The sequence below is a fragment of the Arthrobacter sp. P1_A5 genome, assembly GCF_056406825.1.
Genome location: NZ_JBFTZL010000104.1, coordinates 1 through 13,201, shown reverse-complemented (window position 1 = coordinate 13,201; position 13,201 = coordinate 1). Strand labels below are relative to the sequence as shown.

Sequence of the window (13,201 nt, the reverse complement as noted above, 5' to 3'; positions counted from 1 at the left end):
TCCCCACCCCCGCCCAGCGGGTGCGTGGCGGAGCAAGGGTTACGGCGGTCATAGCGTGGGGGAAACGCCCGGTCCCATCCCGAACCCGGAAGCTAAGACCCACAGCGCCGATGGTACTGCACCCGGGAGGGTGTGGGAGAGTAGGTCACCGCCGGAACACCATTAACGGTCGAGGACCCCCACCACCAGGTGGGGGTCCTCCCGCATTTAACCCGTCATTCAGCCCGGACCCCGCCAAACGTGAGGGAGCATCCCGCCACACCCCGCCAAACGTGAGGGAGCATCACARGACATCCCGCCCAAGGTGAGGGAGTGTCACAGGACATCCCGCCAAATGTGAGAGAGCGTCACAGCCGCCGCCGCTCACCCCTGGATCAGGGAGCTGCCTGCGCGGGTAGAGTTGTTGCCCATGGATAACCTCTTCAGCCATGCTCCGTCCGGCGCGCCGGAACCTGCCGCGGCGGACGAACTCGATCCCGTCGTCGTCAGCGTTGTGGTGCCGGGCGCAGTTGCCCGGGCCTTCATGGGATTCACGGAACACACGCACCTCTGGTGGCCGCTCGAGGACCACAGCGTCTATGGCGCCGGCTCCTATGTCGAGTTCGAGGAGAACCTGATCATGGAATCCTCGGATGACGGCCGGACGGCTGTTTGGGGATCGATTGACGACTGGCAGCCCCCGCTGTCCTTCCACGCCAGCTGGCACCCCGGAACCACTGCCATGTGGTCCACCGAGCTCCGGGTGGCGTTCAGGGCGGTAGGCGAGGGGACAGAGCTCCGCCTGGTTCACAGCGGCTGGGAGGGCGCCGAGGACCCCGCGGCAGCCCGGGCGGAGTACGCGGCAGGCTGGCCCGCCGTCCTGGACCGCTTCGTTCGGTTCATGGGTGGCGCCGGCGCGGACAGCCCGGACGCCTGAGCGGCCCCTGGGAGAGGCCCGTTCGTCCCTACCGGCGGACAGACCCGGCGGCCAGCCCCCGGCATGCACAGTCCGGATCTAGCCCGGACCTAGGCGCGCAAAGGTCCCTGGTCGACGGGCGGAACAGCGGTGCTGGACCGGATGATGAAGCGCGTGGGGTATTCGGTGTGCGCGGCCGCCGTGTCTCCGGCGCCATCGAGCCTGGCCAGCAAACGCCGCACGGCCAACGCACCCTGGCCCCGCGCGTCCTGATCGATCGTGGTCAGCCCGAAGACTTCACCCAGCTCATGGCCGTCGATGCCGATGACGGAGAGATCCTGCGGCACCCGCAACCCGAAATCCCGGGCAGCGAGGATCGTGCCGATCGCCATCTCGTCCGAGGCGGCAAAGACGGCCGTGGGACGCTCCGGAGAGCCGCCGAGCAGCTCACGGGCGTTGGCGTAGGCGCCCCGGATCGTGAAGTCGGCGGAGACCTGCCATCCCGGCCGGACCACCAGTCCGGCGTCCCGCATGGCCTTCTTGAACCCCGCCTGGCGCGTGCCGGGAAGGCGGAAATCCTGCTCGTAGGCGGCATCGCCGGTCATGTGGGCAATTTTGCTGTGGCCAAGCTGGATGAGGTGCCGGGCCGCGGCCTCCGCAATACCGGCGTCATTGATGCGGATGGTCGAAGCCCCGGGTAACGGGCCGCCGATCCCCACGATGGGGCGATGGATGGCCAGCAGCTGGTCGATCTCGGTCTCGGAGAGCTCCAGCGACACGGCGATCACGGCATCCACGCGTTTGCGCAGGAGGAAGTCGTTCAGCACACTGTGGCGGCGCTCCCGGCCCTGGCTGACGTTGTACAGCGTGAGGTCGTAGCCGGCATCCAGGAGGGTCGCCGAGACACCTTCGACCACCGAGGAAAAGAACCACCGGTGGACGGAAGGGACAACGAGGCCCACATTGTGGGTCCGTCCGGAGGCCAGTCCGGAGGCCTGGTACGACGCGACGAAACCGAGCTCTGCGGCGGCGGTGCGGGCCCGCTCCCGGCTACGCGGTGAGACATTGCCCTTGCCGCTCAAGGCGCGTGAAACGGTGGCGATGGAGAGGCCGGCCCGTTCCGCGACGTCCTTGATGCCGGGCATGCCTAGCCCTCCGTGTCCTCGAGATAGATTTCCAGCCAAACAGCTTCACCTGAGCCTAACGGATCGCCCGCGCCGGCCATGTCCCCGGCGTCGTAGCCGGCACCCGTGGGCGTTGAACTGCGCAGCAGCACCCGTCCGGCGGGCAGCTCCAGGGGCTCGGACCCGACATTCAGCAGGACCAGCGTGGAGCCGTTGAGGAAAGCAAGGCTCGTATCGGTGCAGAGGTCCTCGTACCAGGACAGCGAGCCGCGGCCAAGGTCGAGCCGGCGGCGCAGCTCCAGCATGCGCTTGTAGAGGCTCAGATGCGACGACGGCGAAGCGGACTGCACATCCCGGGCCAGCCGTGAGAAACTTTCCGGCTGCGGCAGCCAGGGGTCCTGCCCGTGGCCGAATCCGGCGTTGCGTTCCCCGGCCCGCCAGGGCAGCGGGACTCGGCAGCCGTCGCGGCCCAGCCGTGCGCCGCCGGTGCGGGCGAACGTGGGGTCCTGGCGGCGGGTGTCCGGGATGTCGATCCCGTCCGGCAGGCCAAGCTCTTCACCCTGGTAGAGGTAGGCCCCGCCGGGCAGCCCCAGCATGAACAGGGACGCCGCGGCCGCCCGGGACCGTCCGAGCTCCTCGTTCGGCTGCGGATCCCAGGTGCCGATTCCGTCACCGTCGCGCGGAGCGTGGCCGTCGTACCCGAAGCGGGTGGCGTGGCGGACGACGTCGTGGTTGGAGAGCACCCACGTGCTGGGCGCGGCGACGGCGTCCAGTGCCGTCAGTGACTCCGTGACGATGTGGCGCATCCGGTGCACGTCCAGGCCCGCGTGCAGGTAGGGGAAGTTGAAGGCCTGGTGCATTTCGTCCGGGCGCACCCAATCGGCGAGCCGGGGGAGCGGGTCCACGTTTGCCTCGGCGCAGAGGATCCGGTCGGGGCCGTACTCGGCGAGAATCTGACGCCACCGCCGGTAGATGTCGTGGAGCGCGGGCTGGCCAAACATCGGAGCGTCGCTTCCGGGGAAGCCGTGGGAGCTGCTGCCGTCCGCCCGTCCGCCCCACTCGGGCAGGCCCGGGGCCTTCACGAGGGCGTGCGCCACGTCCACCCGGAAACCGGAGACCCCGCGCTCCAGCCAGAAGCGCAGGACCCGTTCGAATTCTTCGTGGACGGCGCGGTTGTCCCAGTTGAAGTCCGGCTGGGAGGAGTCGAAGAGGTGCAGGTACCACTGCCCGGGGGCGCCGTCCGGTTCGGTGATCCGGGTCCAGGCTGAACCGCCAAAGTGGGACTGCCAGTTGTTCGGCGGCTCCTCGCCGAATGCTCCGCGGCCGTCTCGGAAGATGAACATGTCCCGCTCCGGGCTGCCGGCAGGCGCGGCCAGGGCAGCCTGGAAAGCGTGGTGCTGGTCCGAGCAGTGGTTGGGCACCAGGTCAACGATCATCCGCATTCCCAGCCGGGTGGCCTCGGCCATCATGGCGGCGAAATCGTCCAGGGTGCCGAACAGGGGGTCGACGTCGCAGTAGTCACTGACGTCGTAGCCGGCGTCGCGCTGCGGGGACCGGTAGAAGGGCGAAAGCCAGACGGCGTCGATGTCCAGTTCCGCAAGGCGGGGCAGTTCGGCCGTGATTCCGGCGAGATCGCCGATGCCGTCGCCGTTCAGGTCCCGGAACGAGCGCGGATAGACCTGATAGATGACAGCGGAGCGCCACCATCCCGGAATGTTGTCTGCGGCGTGCACGGGGGTCAGCGGACCCGTCAGAGGTCCGGCCAGCGCGGCGGGGGCGAGGAGAACTGAATCAACGGACATGACGGCAATACTAGGGCTCCCACGCCGGATTATGAAAACGCTTCCAGTCACATTTTGGCGGCAATTTCGACCACCAACTGGACTATCCCGCGCATAGCTGGAAGCGCTTGCAACTGTGAGCCGCATCACCGACAATGCGCAGTCATAGACTGGGAACCGGATTCGACCGAACTGGAGACCGCATGCGTAGCATCATCGACGAGCTGACCACCGCCCTGGGCGCGGAGAAAATTGCCGTGGACGCGACCACCCTGGCCGCGTATGCCGTGGACCAGGCTCCCGTCCTGGATTATCAGCTCCCGCAGGCGGTGGTCCGCGCCGAATCGGTGGCCGACGTGCAGGCAACTGTGCGTGCCTGCGCAGCCCTTGGCGTCGCGCTTGTGGCGCGCGGGGCCGGTACCGGGGTCTCCGGGGGCGCCCACGCGAGCGCAGGCTGCGTGGTGCTCACGCTCGAGGGGATGAACCGCATCCTGGACCTCAACCCGGATGACGAGACCGCCGTCGTGGAACCCGGCGTCATTAACGCCGACCTGAATGCGGCCGCCGCCGTGCACGGGCTCATGTATGCACCGGATCCTGCGAGCTTCAAGATGTCCACCATCGGCGGCAACGTGGCCACCAACGCCGGCGGGCTGCGCTGCGCGAAGTACGGGGTGACCCGCGACTCTGTCCTGGCGCTCGACGTCGTCCTCGCGGACGGCTCCCTCATCCATACCGGCCACCAGACCTTCAAGGGCGTSGCCGGCTATGACCTCACCGGGCTGTTCGTCGGCTCGGAGGGGACCCTGGGGATCGTGGTCGGTGTCACCGTGCGGCTGAAGTACCTGCCGCGCGACGTACACACCATCGCCGCCTTCTACCCGGACTTCCGCAGCGCCGCGGCCGGGGTCCTCGCCGTGGGCAGGGCCCGCGTGCAGCCGGCCATCATGGAACTGCTCGACGGCGGCTCGCTCGCCCAACTCGATGACCTCCACGGCTCGGACCTGGCCGCGCGCGGGGCATCCCTGCTGCTGATCCAGACCGACGGCTTCGGCGCGGCGGCGGAGGCCGCGGCCATCCGCCCGGTCCTGGTGGCGGGAGGAGCGGTGGTGACCATGGAGGCCAACGCGGAGGCAGAGGAGCTTGTCGAACTGCGCCGCAACAGCCGAGGGACCGAGGTGGACGACGAATACCGGGTGGGCGAGGACGTGGCCGTGCCGCGTTCGCGGCTGGTGGATTATGTCGCCGAGCTCGAGTCCATGGCGGCGGAGCACCGGGTGCAGCTCAAAGTCGTGGCACACGCCGGTGACGGCAACCTGCACCCCACCTTCTGGGTCGACCGGGTGGACAATACCGTGGACCCCGATGCCATGGCCCGCCTGGGCGCCGCCCTGGACCGGTCGATTGCCGTGGCCCTGGCCATGGGCGGCACGATCACCGGCGAACACGGGATCGGGCAGTACAAGCTGCGCTGGCTCGGCCTGGAGCAGAAGGAACCCGTGCGTGAGCTGCAGCGCCGGATCAAGGAACTCTTCGATCCGGCCGGGATCCTGAACCCCGGCAAGGCGATTTAGCTCAAGGAGATTTAGCGCGGGCGTGCCACAACATGCCCGGCGCGCGGCTTAGTCGTCGGAGTCGGGGTATTCGTCCACTGAGTCGTCGGCGCCGTAGCGTGATTCCTCGGTCTCCACCTCAAGGATCTTGAGCAATCCAGTGTCCGGGTTGAGCATGATCGCGGCCTCGTCCCGGCGGTGGCGGAGTTCGTTGTCGATGTAGGACTGGACGGCCTCCGCCAGGGGGATGTGCCGGTTCTCCTTCTCGGACATGTACCAGCGGTGCTCCAGGACCTCGTGCACCGCCTCGGCCGGCTCGAGCTTGCCGGAGAGGTCGCGGGGGATGGCCCGGACGATCGGTTCGAAGATCTGGCTGACCCACAAGTGCGCGCTGTATTCCTCGTCCATGCCCGGGTTGTTGTCCGCCCGGAAAGAGTCCATGTCGTTCAGGAGCCGGCGGGCCTGGTTTTCCTGGGCGTCCAGACCGGTCAGGCGCAGCAGTCGGCGCTGGTGATGCCCGGCGTCGACGACCTTCGGCTGGAGCTGGATGGTGGAGCCGTTCTGTGTGGTCTTGATCGCGTATTCCTCGACGTCGAACCCCAGCTCGTTGAGCCGCCGGATCCGGGCGGCCACGCGCCAGCGTTCCCCGATCTCAAACGATTCCTTTGCCGTCAGCTCGGTCCACAACCGCCGGTAGCTGTCCATGATCAGTTCGCTGGTGGCCACGGGGTCTACCTTCTCCTCGATCAGGCCGCCGTCGAGGAGGTCCATGAGTTCCCCGGCGATGTTGACGCGGGCGATTTCGAGGTCGTACTCGCGCTGGCCGGTGGACAAATCCGGGTACAGTTCGCCGGTCTCGGCATCGACCAGGTAGGCGGCGAACGCGCCGGCGTCGCGGCGGAACAAGGTGTTGGAGAGCGACACGTCGCCCCAGTAGAAGCCGATCAGGTGCAGTCGGACCAGCAACAGGGCCTGGGCGTCGATGAGGCGGGTCAGGGTGTCCTTACGCAGCATCTGGGAGAAGAGCGCACGGTAGGGCATGGAGAACTTCAGGTGCCGGGTGACCAGCACGGGGTTCAGCGGCCGGCCCTCCGGGGTGGTGCGTCCGGTGATGACGGCCACCGGCTCCACGCCGGGAACGTCCAGCCGGGCGAGCTTGCGCAGCATGTGGTACTCGTGGCGGGCCACGTGCTCCGAGGTTTCCTTGATGGCGATCACGGAGCCGCCGAGGTGGGCGAAGCGCACGATGTGCCGGGAGATACCGCGGGGGAGGGCTGCCAGATATTCGGCCGGCCAGTCCTCGAGGGCAATGTGCCAAGGCAGGTCCAGCAGCTCGGGCTCGGTGGCGGCGGCCGTGATGCTCAGCGAGCTGGAGGCCATCGCGGCCTTGTCGTCATTGGCGCTGGCGGCCTCGAACCGGGGCAGTTTCCCGATCTGACCGTAGTCGGTGGGCTCGTCGTGCCACTGGGCGCTGTTTTCCTCGGTCATGAATCAATTCTTCCGTATTTGGCGGGCCGCGCCTAAAGCAGGGCTGTTAACGCCCGACGGCGGCCCTCCACGGGGAGGACCGCCGTCAGCGGGACGCCGGCAGGGTTCCCTGACCGACGCGGAGCGAGGTTAGGGAGCCGGTGGGTGGGGACTAGTCGCCGAGGCGCAGGCCGGTCTTGGTGTCGAACAGGTGTACGTGGCCCGACTGGGGGCGGACCCAGATGGACTCACCCTTCATTGGGGGGCGGCGGCCGTCGACGCGGGCCACGATGTCGTGGCTCTGGCCGTCGAGCGTGGTGTGGCCGTAGACGTAAGCGTCGGCGCCGAGTTCTTCGACGACGTCGACCTCGACCTGGAGACCTTCACCCTGGGCGACAGTCTCAAGGTCTTCCGGGCGGGAACCGAGGGTCACGGTCTGGCCGTGGGCTTCCTCGAGGACGTCGCGCGGCACCGGGTAAACGGTTCCGCCGAACTGCACGCCGCCGTCGACGACGGGGAGTTCGAGCAGGTTCATGGCGGGGGAGCCGATGAAGCCGGCCACGAAGACGTTCTTGGGCTTGTCGTACAGGTTGCGCGGGGTGTCGACCTGCATCAGCAGGCCGTCCTTCAGCACGGCGACGCGGTCACCCATGGTCATGGCCTCGACCTGGTCGTGGGTCACGTAGACGGTGGTGACGCCGAGGCGGCGGGTCAGGGACGCGATCTGGGTGCGGGTCTGCACGCGCAGCTTGGCATCCAGGTTGGACAGCGGCTCATCCATGAGGAAGACCTGCGGGTTACGCACAATGGCCCGGCCCATGGCAACGCGCTGACGCTGGCCGCCGGAGAGGGCCTTCGGCTTCCRGTCCAGGTACGGTTCGAGGTCAAGCAGCTTGGCGGCCTCACGGACGCGTTCGGCGCGCTCTTCCTTGCTGACGCCGGCGATCTTCAGTGCGAAGCCCATGTTGTCCGCCACGGTCATGTGCGGGTACAGGGCGTAGTTCTGGAACACCATGGCGATGTCGCGATCCTTCGGCGGGACGTCAGTGACGTCGCGGTCGCCGATGAGGATGCGGCCGGAGTTGACGTCCTCGAGACCTGCAAGCATGCGCAGGGAGGTCGACTTTCCGCAGCCGGAGGGTCCAACGAGGACCAGGAATTCGCCATCGGCGATATCAATGTTGAGCTTGTCAACAGCGGGCTTCTCGGTGCCCGGGTACAGACGTGTTGCGTTATCAAAAGTAACTGTAGCCACAGTTATCAATCCCTTCACCGGCAGGTACGTGCCGGACGATCCGTAGTGAATGGTCGTTTTATGCAGTTGTTAATTCAATTGTGGGATTTCATACGCATACTCCTCGGCCGAAGCCGAGGAGTACCCAGTGACGCCGCACGGTAGTTGTGCGCCACATCACAAACAGAGTATGTCAGATATATGCCAAATGGGCTAAAAAGTTACGGATGTCACACGTGGGGTCCGTCACGTGGCGCCAGAAAAGGGTAGGTATGCTGTGCGCATGACGGCACTGCAGATCTATGTCAGTTTCCCCGGCACGGCGCGTGAAGCACTTGGCTTCTACGCCGACGTTTTCGGCGGAGAGCTTGCGCTGTTCACGTACGAGGAGTTCAACCGCAGCGATGGCCCGCCGGATGCCATTGCCCACGGACAGCTGAACGGCGTAGTCGCTTTGGCGGGGTCGGATGCGGCTGCGGGCGAGAAAAGCGTCCGGTCCGAAGGCCTCATGCTCTCGCTGCTGGGGACCGCCGAACCGTCAGTTCTCCACGAGTGGTTCGACAAGCTCGCCGTTGGCGGCCGGGTGATCGATCCCCTTGCCCCGAAGCCCTGGGGCGCGACAGATGGCCAGGTCCTCGACCGTCACGGACTGCACTGGTTGATCGGCTACGAGCCTGAGTCGTGACCGACGCCCGGTTGACCGCTCAGTAAGCCCGCGTTAGCTCCGGGAGTTGAGGGCCTTCTTCCGCTCACGCAGCAGGGCCTCCAGCAGTTCGCAGACGTGCACCGGCGCCTCCACCCGGAACTCAGCCTGGGTGAAATCGAGCCCCACCTTTACCCCGAGATCGCCCGGGACGAGGCTGGCCAGGGCGTCCTCGTCGGTGGTGTCGTCTCCGGCGAAGGCCACGGCCGTGGCTCCGGCAGCCTGCCGCAGGAAGGCAATGCCCTCGCCCTTGGAGGCGTTCACGACGGAGGTCTCCAGGACGCGGTTGCCCGACTTGAGGAAGACGCCGCTGCGGTCCTGCAGGACCGCCCGCGCCGCGGCGACGGCGTCCTCGGCGACGTCGTCCGCCGCGAGCCGCGTGTGCAGGACGACGCCGGCCGGCTTGTCTTCCAAAAGGGTCCCCGGGGCCTGTTCCACGATTCCCTCAAGCTCCCGGCGGACCTCGGCCAGGAGTTCGCGTTGGGCGTCGTCGAGCATGAGTTCCGAGGAGCCGGGCCCCATCCAGACCTCTGCGCCGTGGCTGCCGATCAGCAGCGTCTCCTCCGGCGGGGAGGCGACGGCCCGCAGGCTGTCCAGCGCCCGGCCGGAGATGAGCGCCGTCGTCGTCCGGGGCAGTTCCGTCAGCGCCGCGAAGGCGGCTGCGGAGCGCGGGAGCGCGCGGGCGTCGCCGGCATGGTCCACGAGCGGTGCCATGGTGCCGTCGAAGTCCATCGCCACGAGCAGGTGCCCGGTGCCGGCGACGCGGCGCACGGCTGCCAGCAGCTCAGGGGAGAGCGAGAGCGGGGCCGTGTTTGGAGTGTTGGTCTCTGAATCGTGGGTTCCGGCGGCGTCAGGAGTCATCGCGTACAACCTTTTCGGCGAGGGCTTTCAGGAAGTCGGAGGACCAGAGGTCGACGTCGTGGTCCAGAATCTGCTTGCGCATGGCCCGCATGCGGCGTGATGCCTCGGCCGGCTGCATGTTGACGGCCCTCATGATCGTGTCCTTGAGGCCGTCAATGTCGTGCGGGTTCATCAGCAGGGCTTGCTTGAGCTGGTCCGCGGCACCGGCGAACTCACTCAGTACCAGCGCTCCGTCGTTGTTTGTCCGGGCCGTGACGTATTCCTTGGCGACGAGGTTCATGCCGTCGCGCAGGGCGGTGACCAGCATGACGTCCGCGGCCAGGTACAGGGACACCATCTCTTCGATGGGGTAGCTGTGGTGCAGGTAGCGGACGGCCGTGCTCTCCATGGTGTCGAAGGTGCCGTTGATGTGGCCCACTGTGCCCTCGACCTCCTCACGGAGCAGGCGGTACTGCTCCACACGCTCACGGCTGGGGCTGGCCACCTGGATCAGGGTCGCGTCCTCGACGGTGACCTTGGCGTCCTGCAGCAGTTCCTCGTACGCCTTGAGCCGGTGCCGGATGCCCTTGGTGTAGTCGAGCCTGTCGACGCCGAGCAGGATGGTCTTGGGGTTGCCGAGGTCCCGGCGGATCTGCTGCGCCCGCTCGATTACCTCCGGCTTCTTCGCCAGCTCGGTGATCTGCTTGACATCAATAGAGATGGGGAACGCCTGGGCCCTCGCGATGTGGGTGGTTTCGCCGTCGGTGCCCCTGACATGGACTTGCTGCTGCTTGACGCTCGCGCCAAGGAAGCGCCGTGCGGAGCGCATGAAGTTTCCGGCATCGCTGCTGCGCTGGAAGCCCACCAGGTCCGCCCCCAGGAGGCCGTCGATGATCGCCCGGCGCCACGGGAGCTGGGCAAAGATCTCCGGCGGCGGGAAGGGGATGTGGTTGAAGAACCCGATCTTCAGATCCGGCCGGGTCTCCCGGAGCAGCTTGGGAACCAGTTGGAGCTGGTAGTCCTGCACCCAGACGGTGGCACCCTCGGCCGCATGGCGGATGACGGCGTCGGCGAACCTCCGGTTGACCTTCCGGTACGAATCCCACCAGGTGCGGTGGAACTCCGGAGGGGCGATCACGTCGTGGTAAAGCGGCCACAACGTGGCGTTCGAAAAGCCCTCGTAGAAAAGCTCGATGTCCTCGGTGCTCAGCTGGACGGGGATCAGGTCGATGCCGCCATGGCTGAAAGGCTTGACCGTCTCATCGGGGGCTCCGTGCCAGCCCACCCACGCGCCGTCGGTCTTGGTCATCATCGGGGCCAGGGCTGTCACGAGTCCGCCGGGGGAGCGGCGCCAGCCGTCCTCGCAGCCGGTCTCGTCGGCCGAACAGCGGTCGACGGGCAGCCGGTTGGACACCACCATGAAGTCGAACTGGTCCCCTGCCGCGGCGCCGGTGGTGGCGCCGTCGGTGGCCGTCCGCGCCGCTTCAGTGGTGCTCTGTGTGCCGTGGCCGGCGCTGTCCGTTGCTTGCATTGGTGCCCCCTGGGGTCCGCTCGTGGCTCTCCATCAACCCTAGCCGCCCGGAATCTTCCGGGCTATTCGTCCGTTGGGCAGGCGGAAGGGAAACTTGAAAGCGCAAGTTCTCGGGTTTCTCCCCTAAAATGATGACGTTGCCACTGAGTGGACCGTCCCTGGCCGAACGACCCGAGGAACCAATGAGCCCCGCAAACGAACCCCGACTGTCTAAGGCAGAGCGCACTGCCGCGGCGCGCGAGAAAGCCCGCGAGATCCGCGAGGCGCAGCTGAAGAAGGAGAAGCGCAACAAGCTGCTGATCGGCTGGGGCATCGTTGCCGCCGTCGTCGCCATCATCGTGATCGTCGCGCTGGTTGTCACCTCCAACATCAAGAACAACGCCCCGGTTGCCGACGAGGGACCTACGCCGGCCAACGGCAACATCCACGGCGGGGTCACCCTGCTGGCGAACACCGACGTGGCGAAGACCGATCCCGCAACCGTGAAGCTGTCCGACCTCCCGTCCGCTCCGGCCACGCCGCCGTCTCCGGTCACGGCCCCGGGCGCCGAGGCTGAGGCCGGCAAGCCGGTCAAGGTGGTCCTTTACATCGACTTCATCTGCCCCGTCTGCAAGAACTTCGAGGCGCAGTACAACGAGACGCTCACCAAGCTGCGCAACGAGGGCAAAATCACCGTGGAGTACCGCCCGCTCGGATTCCTGGACAGCCGGTCCACCACGAACTACTCCTCGCGCGCGGCCAACGCCGCAGCCTGCGTGGTCAACGAATCCCCGGAGAAGTACTCGGACTTCGTCGACCTGCTGTTCGCCAAGCAGCCGGCCGAAGGCAGCGCCGGACTCTCCGACAACGAGCTGAAGACGCTGGCCACCGACGCCGGGGCCAAGAGCATCGAGACGTGCGTGGATGGCAAGACCTACCGTCCGTGGGTGAAGCACACCACCCAGGAGGCCACGGTAATCGGCATCACCGGCACGCCCACCGTCTTCGTTGAAGGCAAGCAGTGGGGCGTCGGCGACAGCGCCCAGACCCCGTTCGACCAGTACCTGCAGGCCGCGATCGACGCCAAGAAGTAACCGCGCAACGGCACATGCCGTTGAAGGCGCGCAGTTAAAGGCCACAAGTTGATGGCCCGGCCCCGGATCGTCCCGGGGCCGGGCCATTGCTTTGGGTTCGCTTTAGGCCTTCGCTGGGCGGGAGGGGCGATGCGCGTTTTTCTCTGGGTTTTTCTCACCGGGCGTCGGTGGGCTAATCTTGTCTAGCGTCCTGACATCCGCGCCATTTTGTGGCCCGGAGTTGTGTCAGGAAGCAGGAATGCCTCCTTAGCTCAGTTGGCCAGAGCACCGCTCTTGTAAAGCGGGGGTCGTCGGTTCGAATCCGACAGGGGGCCCCACGAACCCCTCCGTTCCGGCGAATTTGGCCGGAACGGAGGGGTTTTCTTATGTCTTAAAACAGGCGGCGGCCCCGGCTGTGGAGGTGGGCGGGCTGAACCTGGCGGCGGCAGCCTGCTGCCGCACCTCGGGGCGCTGGCGGCCGTCCCGTTGGGGCTGGCGGGGATAATTGGCGCCGTCGTCGTTCAATCAGAAGCGCAAGGCGAAGGGCGGCGTTCGACTGCTTCTCCACAAACGAGGCGCCAAGGCGCCTCGTCTATGGAGCCTCTGCAGTCTCTCTTAAGCCAAGCGGGTTAGGCGCGCCTGTCGCCGATGTTCTGCTGAGCTACCAGCCGCGCTCGGCGAGGCGGTGCGGCTGCGGGATTTCGTCGACGTTGATGCCGACCATGGCCTCGCCCAGGCCGCGGGAGGCCTTGGCGATCTCGTCCGGGTCGTCGTAGAACGTGGTGGCCTTCACGACGGCGGCGGCCCGCTGGGCCGGGTTGCCGGACTTGAAGATGCCGGAGCCGACAAACACGCCGTCGGCGCCGAGCTGCATCATCATCGCGGCGTCGGCCGGGGTGGCGATGCCGCCGGCGGTGAACAGCACCACCGGGAGCTTGCCGGTCGCGGCAACTTCCTTGACCAGTTCGTACGGGGCCTGCAGCTCCTTGGCCGCGACGTAGAGCTCGTCCTCGGCCATGCC

Annotated in this window: 11 protein-coding genes, 1 tRNA gene and 1 rRNA gene; 6 read left to right on the top strand and 7 right to left on the bottom strand. The window is 67.0% G+C overall.

The features are described from left to right. Window positions 1-40 precede the first annotated feature (40 nt). Window positions 41-157: ribosomal RNA gene (rrf, locus tag AC1D1S_RS14000) — 5S ribosomal RNA — on the top strand. Window positions 158-409: 252 nt separating this feature from the next. Then, complete coding sequence (locus AC1D1S_RS13995) at window positions 410-916, top strand: SRPBCC domain-containing protein (protein WP_476944490.1); 507 nt, start codon at window positions 410-412, stop codon at window positions 914-916. Between the two features lie 89 nt (window positions 917-1,005). On the opposite strand, the gene AC1D1S_RS13990 is transcribed toward AC1D1S_RS13995, so the two are convergent. Further along, window positions 1,006-2,040: a LacI family DNA-binding transcriptional regulator gene (locus tag AC1D1S_RS13990; RefSeq protein WP_476944489.1), complete on the bottom strand. Its 1,035-nt coding sequence runs from the start codon at window positions 2,038-2,040 to the stop codon at window positions 1,006-1,008. Between the two features lie 2 nt (window positions 2,041-2,042). After that, the gene (locus AC1D1S_RS13985; protein ID WP_243182211.1) at window positions 2,043-3,821 is read right to left on the bottom strand and encodes a glycoside hydrolase family 13 protein; all 1,779 of its coding nucleotides are present in this window, start codon (window positions 3,819-3,821) and stop codon (window positions 2,043-2,045) included. A 182-nt stretch (window positions 3,822-4,003) separates the two neighbouring features. Between AC1D1S_RS13985 and AC1D1S_RS13980 the strand changes: the two genes are divergently transcribed. Further along, on the top strand, window positions 4,004-5,374 hold the full coding sequence (locus AC1D1S_RS13980; protein WP_243182212.1) for an FAD-binding oxidoreductase: 1,371 nt from the start codon (window positions 4,004-4,006) through the stop codon (window positions 5,372-5,374). Between the two features lie 48 nt (window positions 5,375-5,422). Here the strand turns inward: AC1D1S_RS13980 and AC1D1S_RS13975 are convergent, their stop codons facing one another. Continuing rightward, on the bottom strand, window positions 5,423-6,841 hold the full coding sequence (locus AC1D1S_RS13975; protein ID WP_243182213.1) for a DUF4032 domain-containing protein: 1,419 nt from the start codon (window positions 6,839-6,841) through the stop codon (window positions 5,423-5,425). Window positions 6,842-6,992: 151 nt separating this feature from the next. Continuing rightward, window positions 6,993-8,075, bottom strand: coding sequence for an ABC transporter ATP-binding protein (locus AC1D1S_RS13970; RefSeq protein WP_476994729.1), 1,083 nt, complete (start codon window positions 8,073-8,075; stop codon window positions 6,993-6,995). Window positions 8,076-8,337: 262 nt separating this feature from the next. On the opposite strand from AC1D1S_RS13970, the gene AC1D1S_RS13965 reads away from it, so the two are divergent. Then, on the top strand, window positions 8,338-8,739 hold the full coding sequence (locus tag AC1D1S_RS13965; RefSeq protein ID WP_243182214.1) for a VOC family protein: 402 nt from the start codon (window positions 8,338-8,340) through the stop codon (window positions 8,737-8,739). Between the two features lie 33 nt (window positions 8,740-8,772). Here AC1D1S_RS13965 and otsB read toward each other — a convergent pair whose 3' ends face one another. Together otsB and AC1D1S_RS13955 are read right to left on the bottom strand one after the other, a co-directional pair. After that, window positions 8,773-9,618 (bottom strand): trehalose-phosphatase, encoded by an 846-nt coding sequence (gene otsB, locus AC1D1S_RS13960; RefSeq protein ID WP_243182215.1) that lies wholly within the window; start codon window positions 9,616-9,618, stop codon window positions 8,773-8,775. Next, window positions 9,608-11,017 carry an alpha,alpha-trehalose-phosphate synthase (UDP-forming) gene (locus tag AC1D1S_RS13955; RefSeq protein ID WP_476994730.1) on the bottom strand — a complete coding sequence of 470 codons (1,410 nt, stop codon included), beginning with the start codon at window positions 11,015-11,017 and terminating at the stop codon, window positions 9,608-9,610. Before AC1D1S_RS13955 ends, otsB begins: the two co-directional genes overlap by 11 nt. A gap of 293 nt (window positions 11,018-11,310) precedes the next feature. On the opposite strand from AC1D1S_RS13955, the gene AC1D1S_RS13950 reads away from it, so the two are divergent. Both AC1D1S_RS13950 and AC1D1S_RS13945 read left to right on the top strand, forming a co-directional pair. Continuing rightward, a complete protein-coding gene (locus AC1D1S_RS13950) occupies window positions 11,311-12,201 on the top strand; it encodes a DsbA family protein (RefSeq protein ID WP_476944605.1) in 891 nt (296 codons plus the stop codon). Between the two features lie 240 nt (window positions 12,202-12,441). Further along, a tRNA-Thr gene (locus tag AC1D1S_RS13945) sits at window positions 12,442-12,518 on the top strand. Window positions 12,519-12,841: 323 nt separating this feature from the next. Here the strand turns inward: AC1D1S_RS13945 and AC1D1S_RS13940 are convergent. Continuing rightward, on the bottom strand, window positions 12,842-13,201 hold a 360-nt coding region (locus tag AC1D1S_RS13940; protein WP_476994728.1), incomplete at its 5' end, for a beta/alpha barrel domain-containing protein.

What these genes read in the sequence shown, in the direction of transcription:
- AC1D1S_RS13995 (WP_476944490.1), top strand. Translation starts at nt 410, where the DNA reads ATGGATAACCTCTTCAGCCATGCTCCGTCCGGCGCGCCGGAACCTGCC.
- AC1D1S_RS13985 (WP_243182211.1), bottom strand. Translation starts at nt 3,821, where the DNA reads ATGTCCGTTGATTCAGTTCTCCTCGCCCCCGCCGCGCTGGCCGGACCT.
- AC1D1S_RS13950 (WP_476944605.1), top strand. Translation starts at nt 11,311, where the DNA reads ATGAGCCCCGCAAACGAACCCCGACTGTCTAAGGCAGAGCGCACTGCC.
- AC1D1S_RS13965 (WP_243182214.1), top strand. Translation starts at nt 8,338, where the DNA reads ATGACGGCACTGCAGATCTATGTCAGTTTCCCCGGCACGGCGCGTGAA.
- AC1D1S_RS13990 (WP_476944489.1), bottom strand. Translation starts at nt 2,040, where the DNA reads ATGCCCGGCATCAAGGACGTCGCGGAACGGGCCGGCCTCTCCATCGCC.
- AC1D1S_RS13975 (WP_243182213.1), bottom strand. Translation starts at nt 6,841, where the DNA reads ATGACCGAGGAAAACAGCGCCCAGTGGCACGACGAGCCCACCGACTAC.
- otsB (WP_243182215.1), bottom strand. Translation starts at nt 9,618, where the DNA reads ATGACTCCTGACGCCGCCGGAACCCACGATTCAGAGACCAACACTCCA.
- AC1D1S_RS13955 (WP_476994730.1), bottom strand. Translation starts at nt 11,017, where the DNA reads ATGGTGGTGTCCAACCGGCTGCCCGTCGACCGCTGTTCGGCCGACGAG.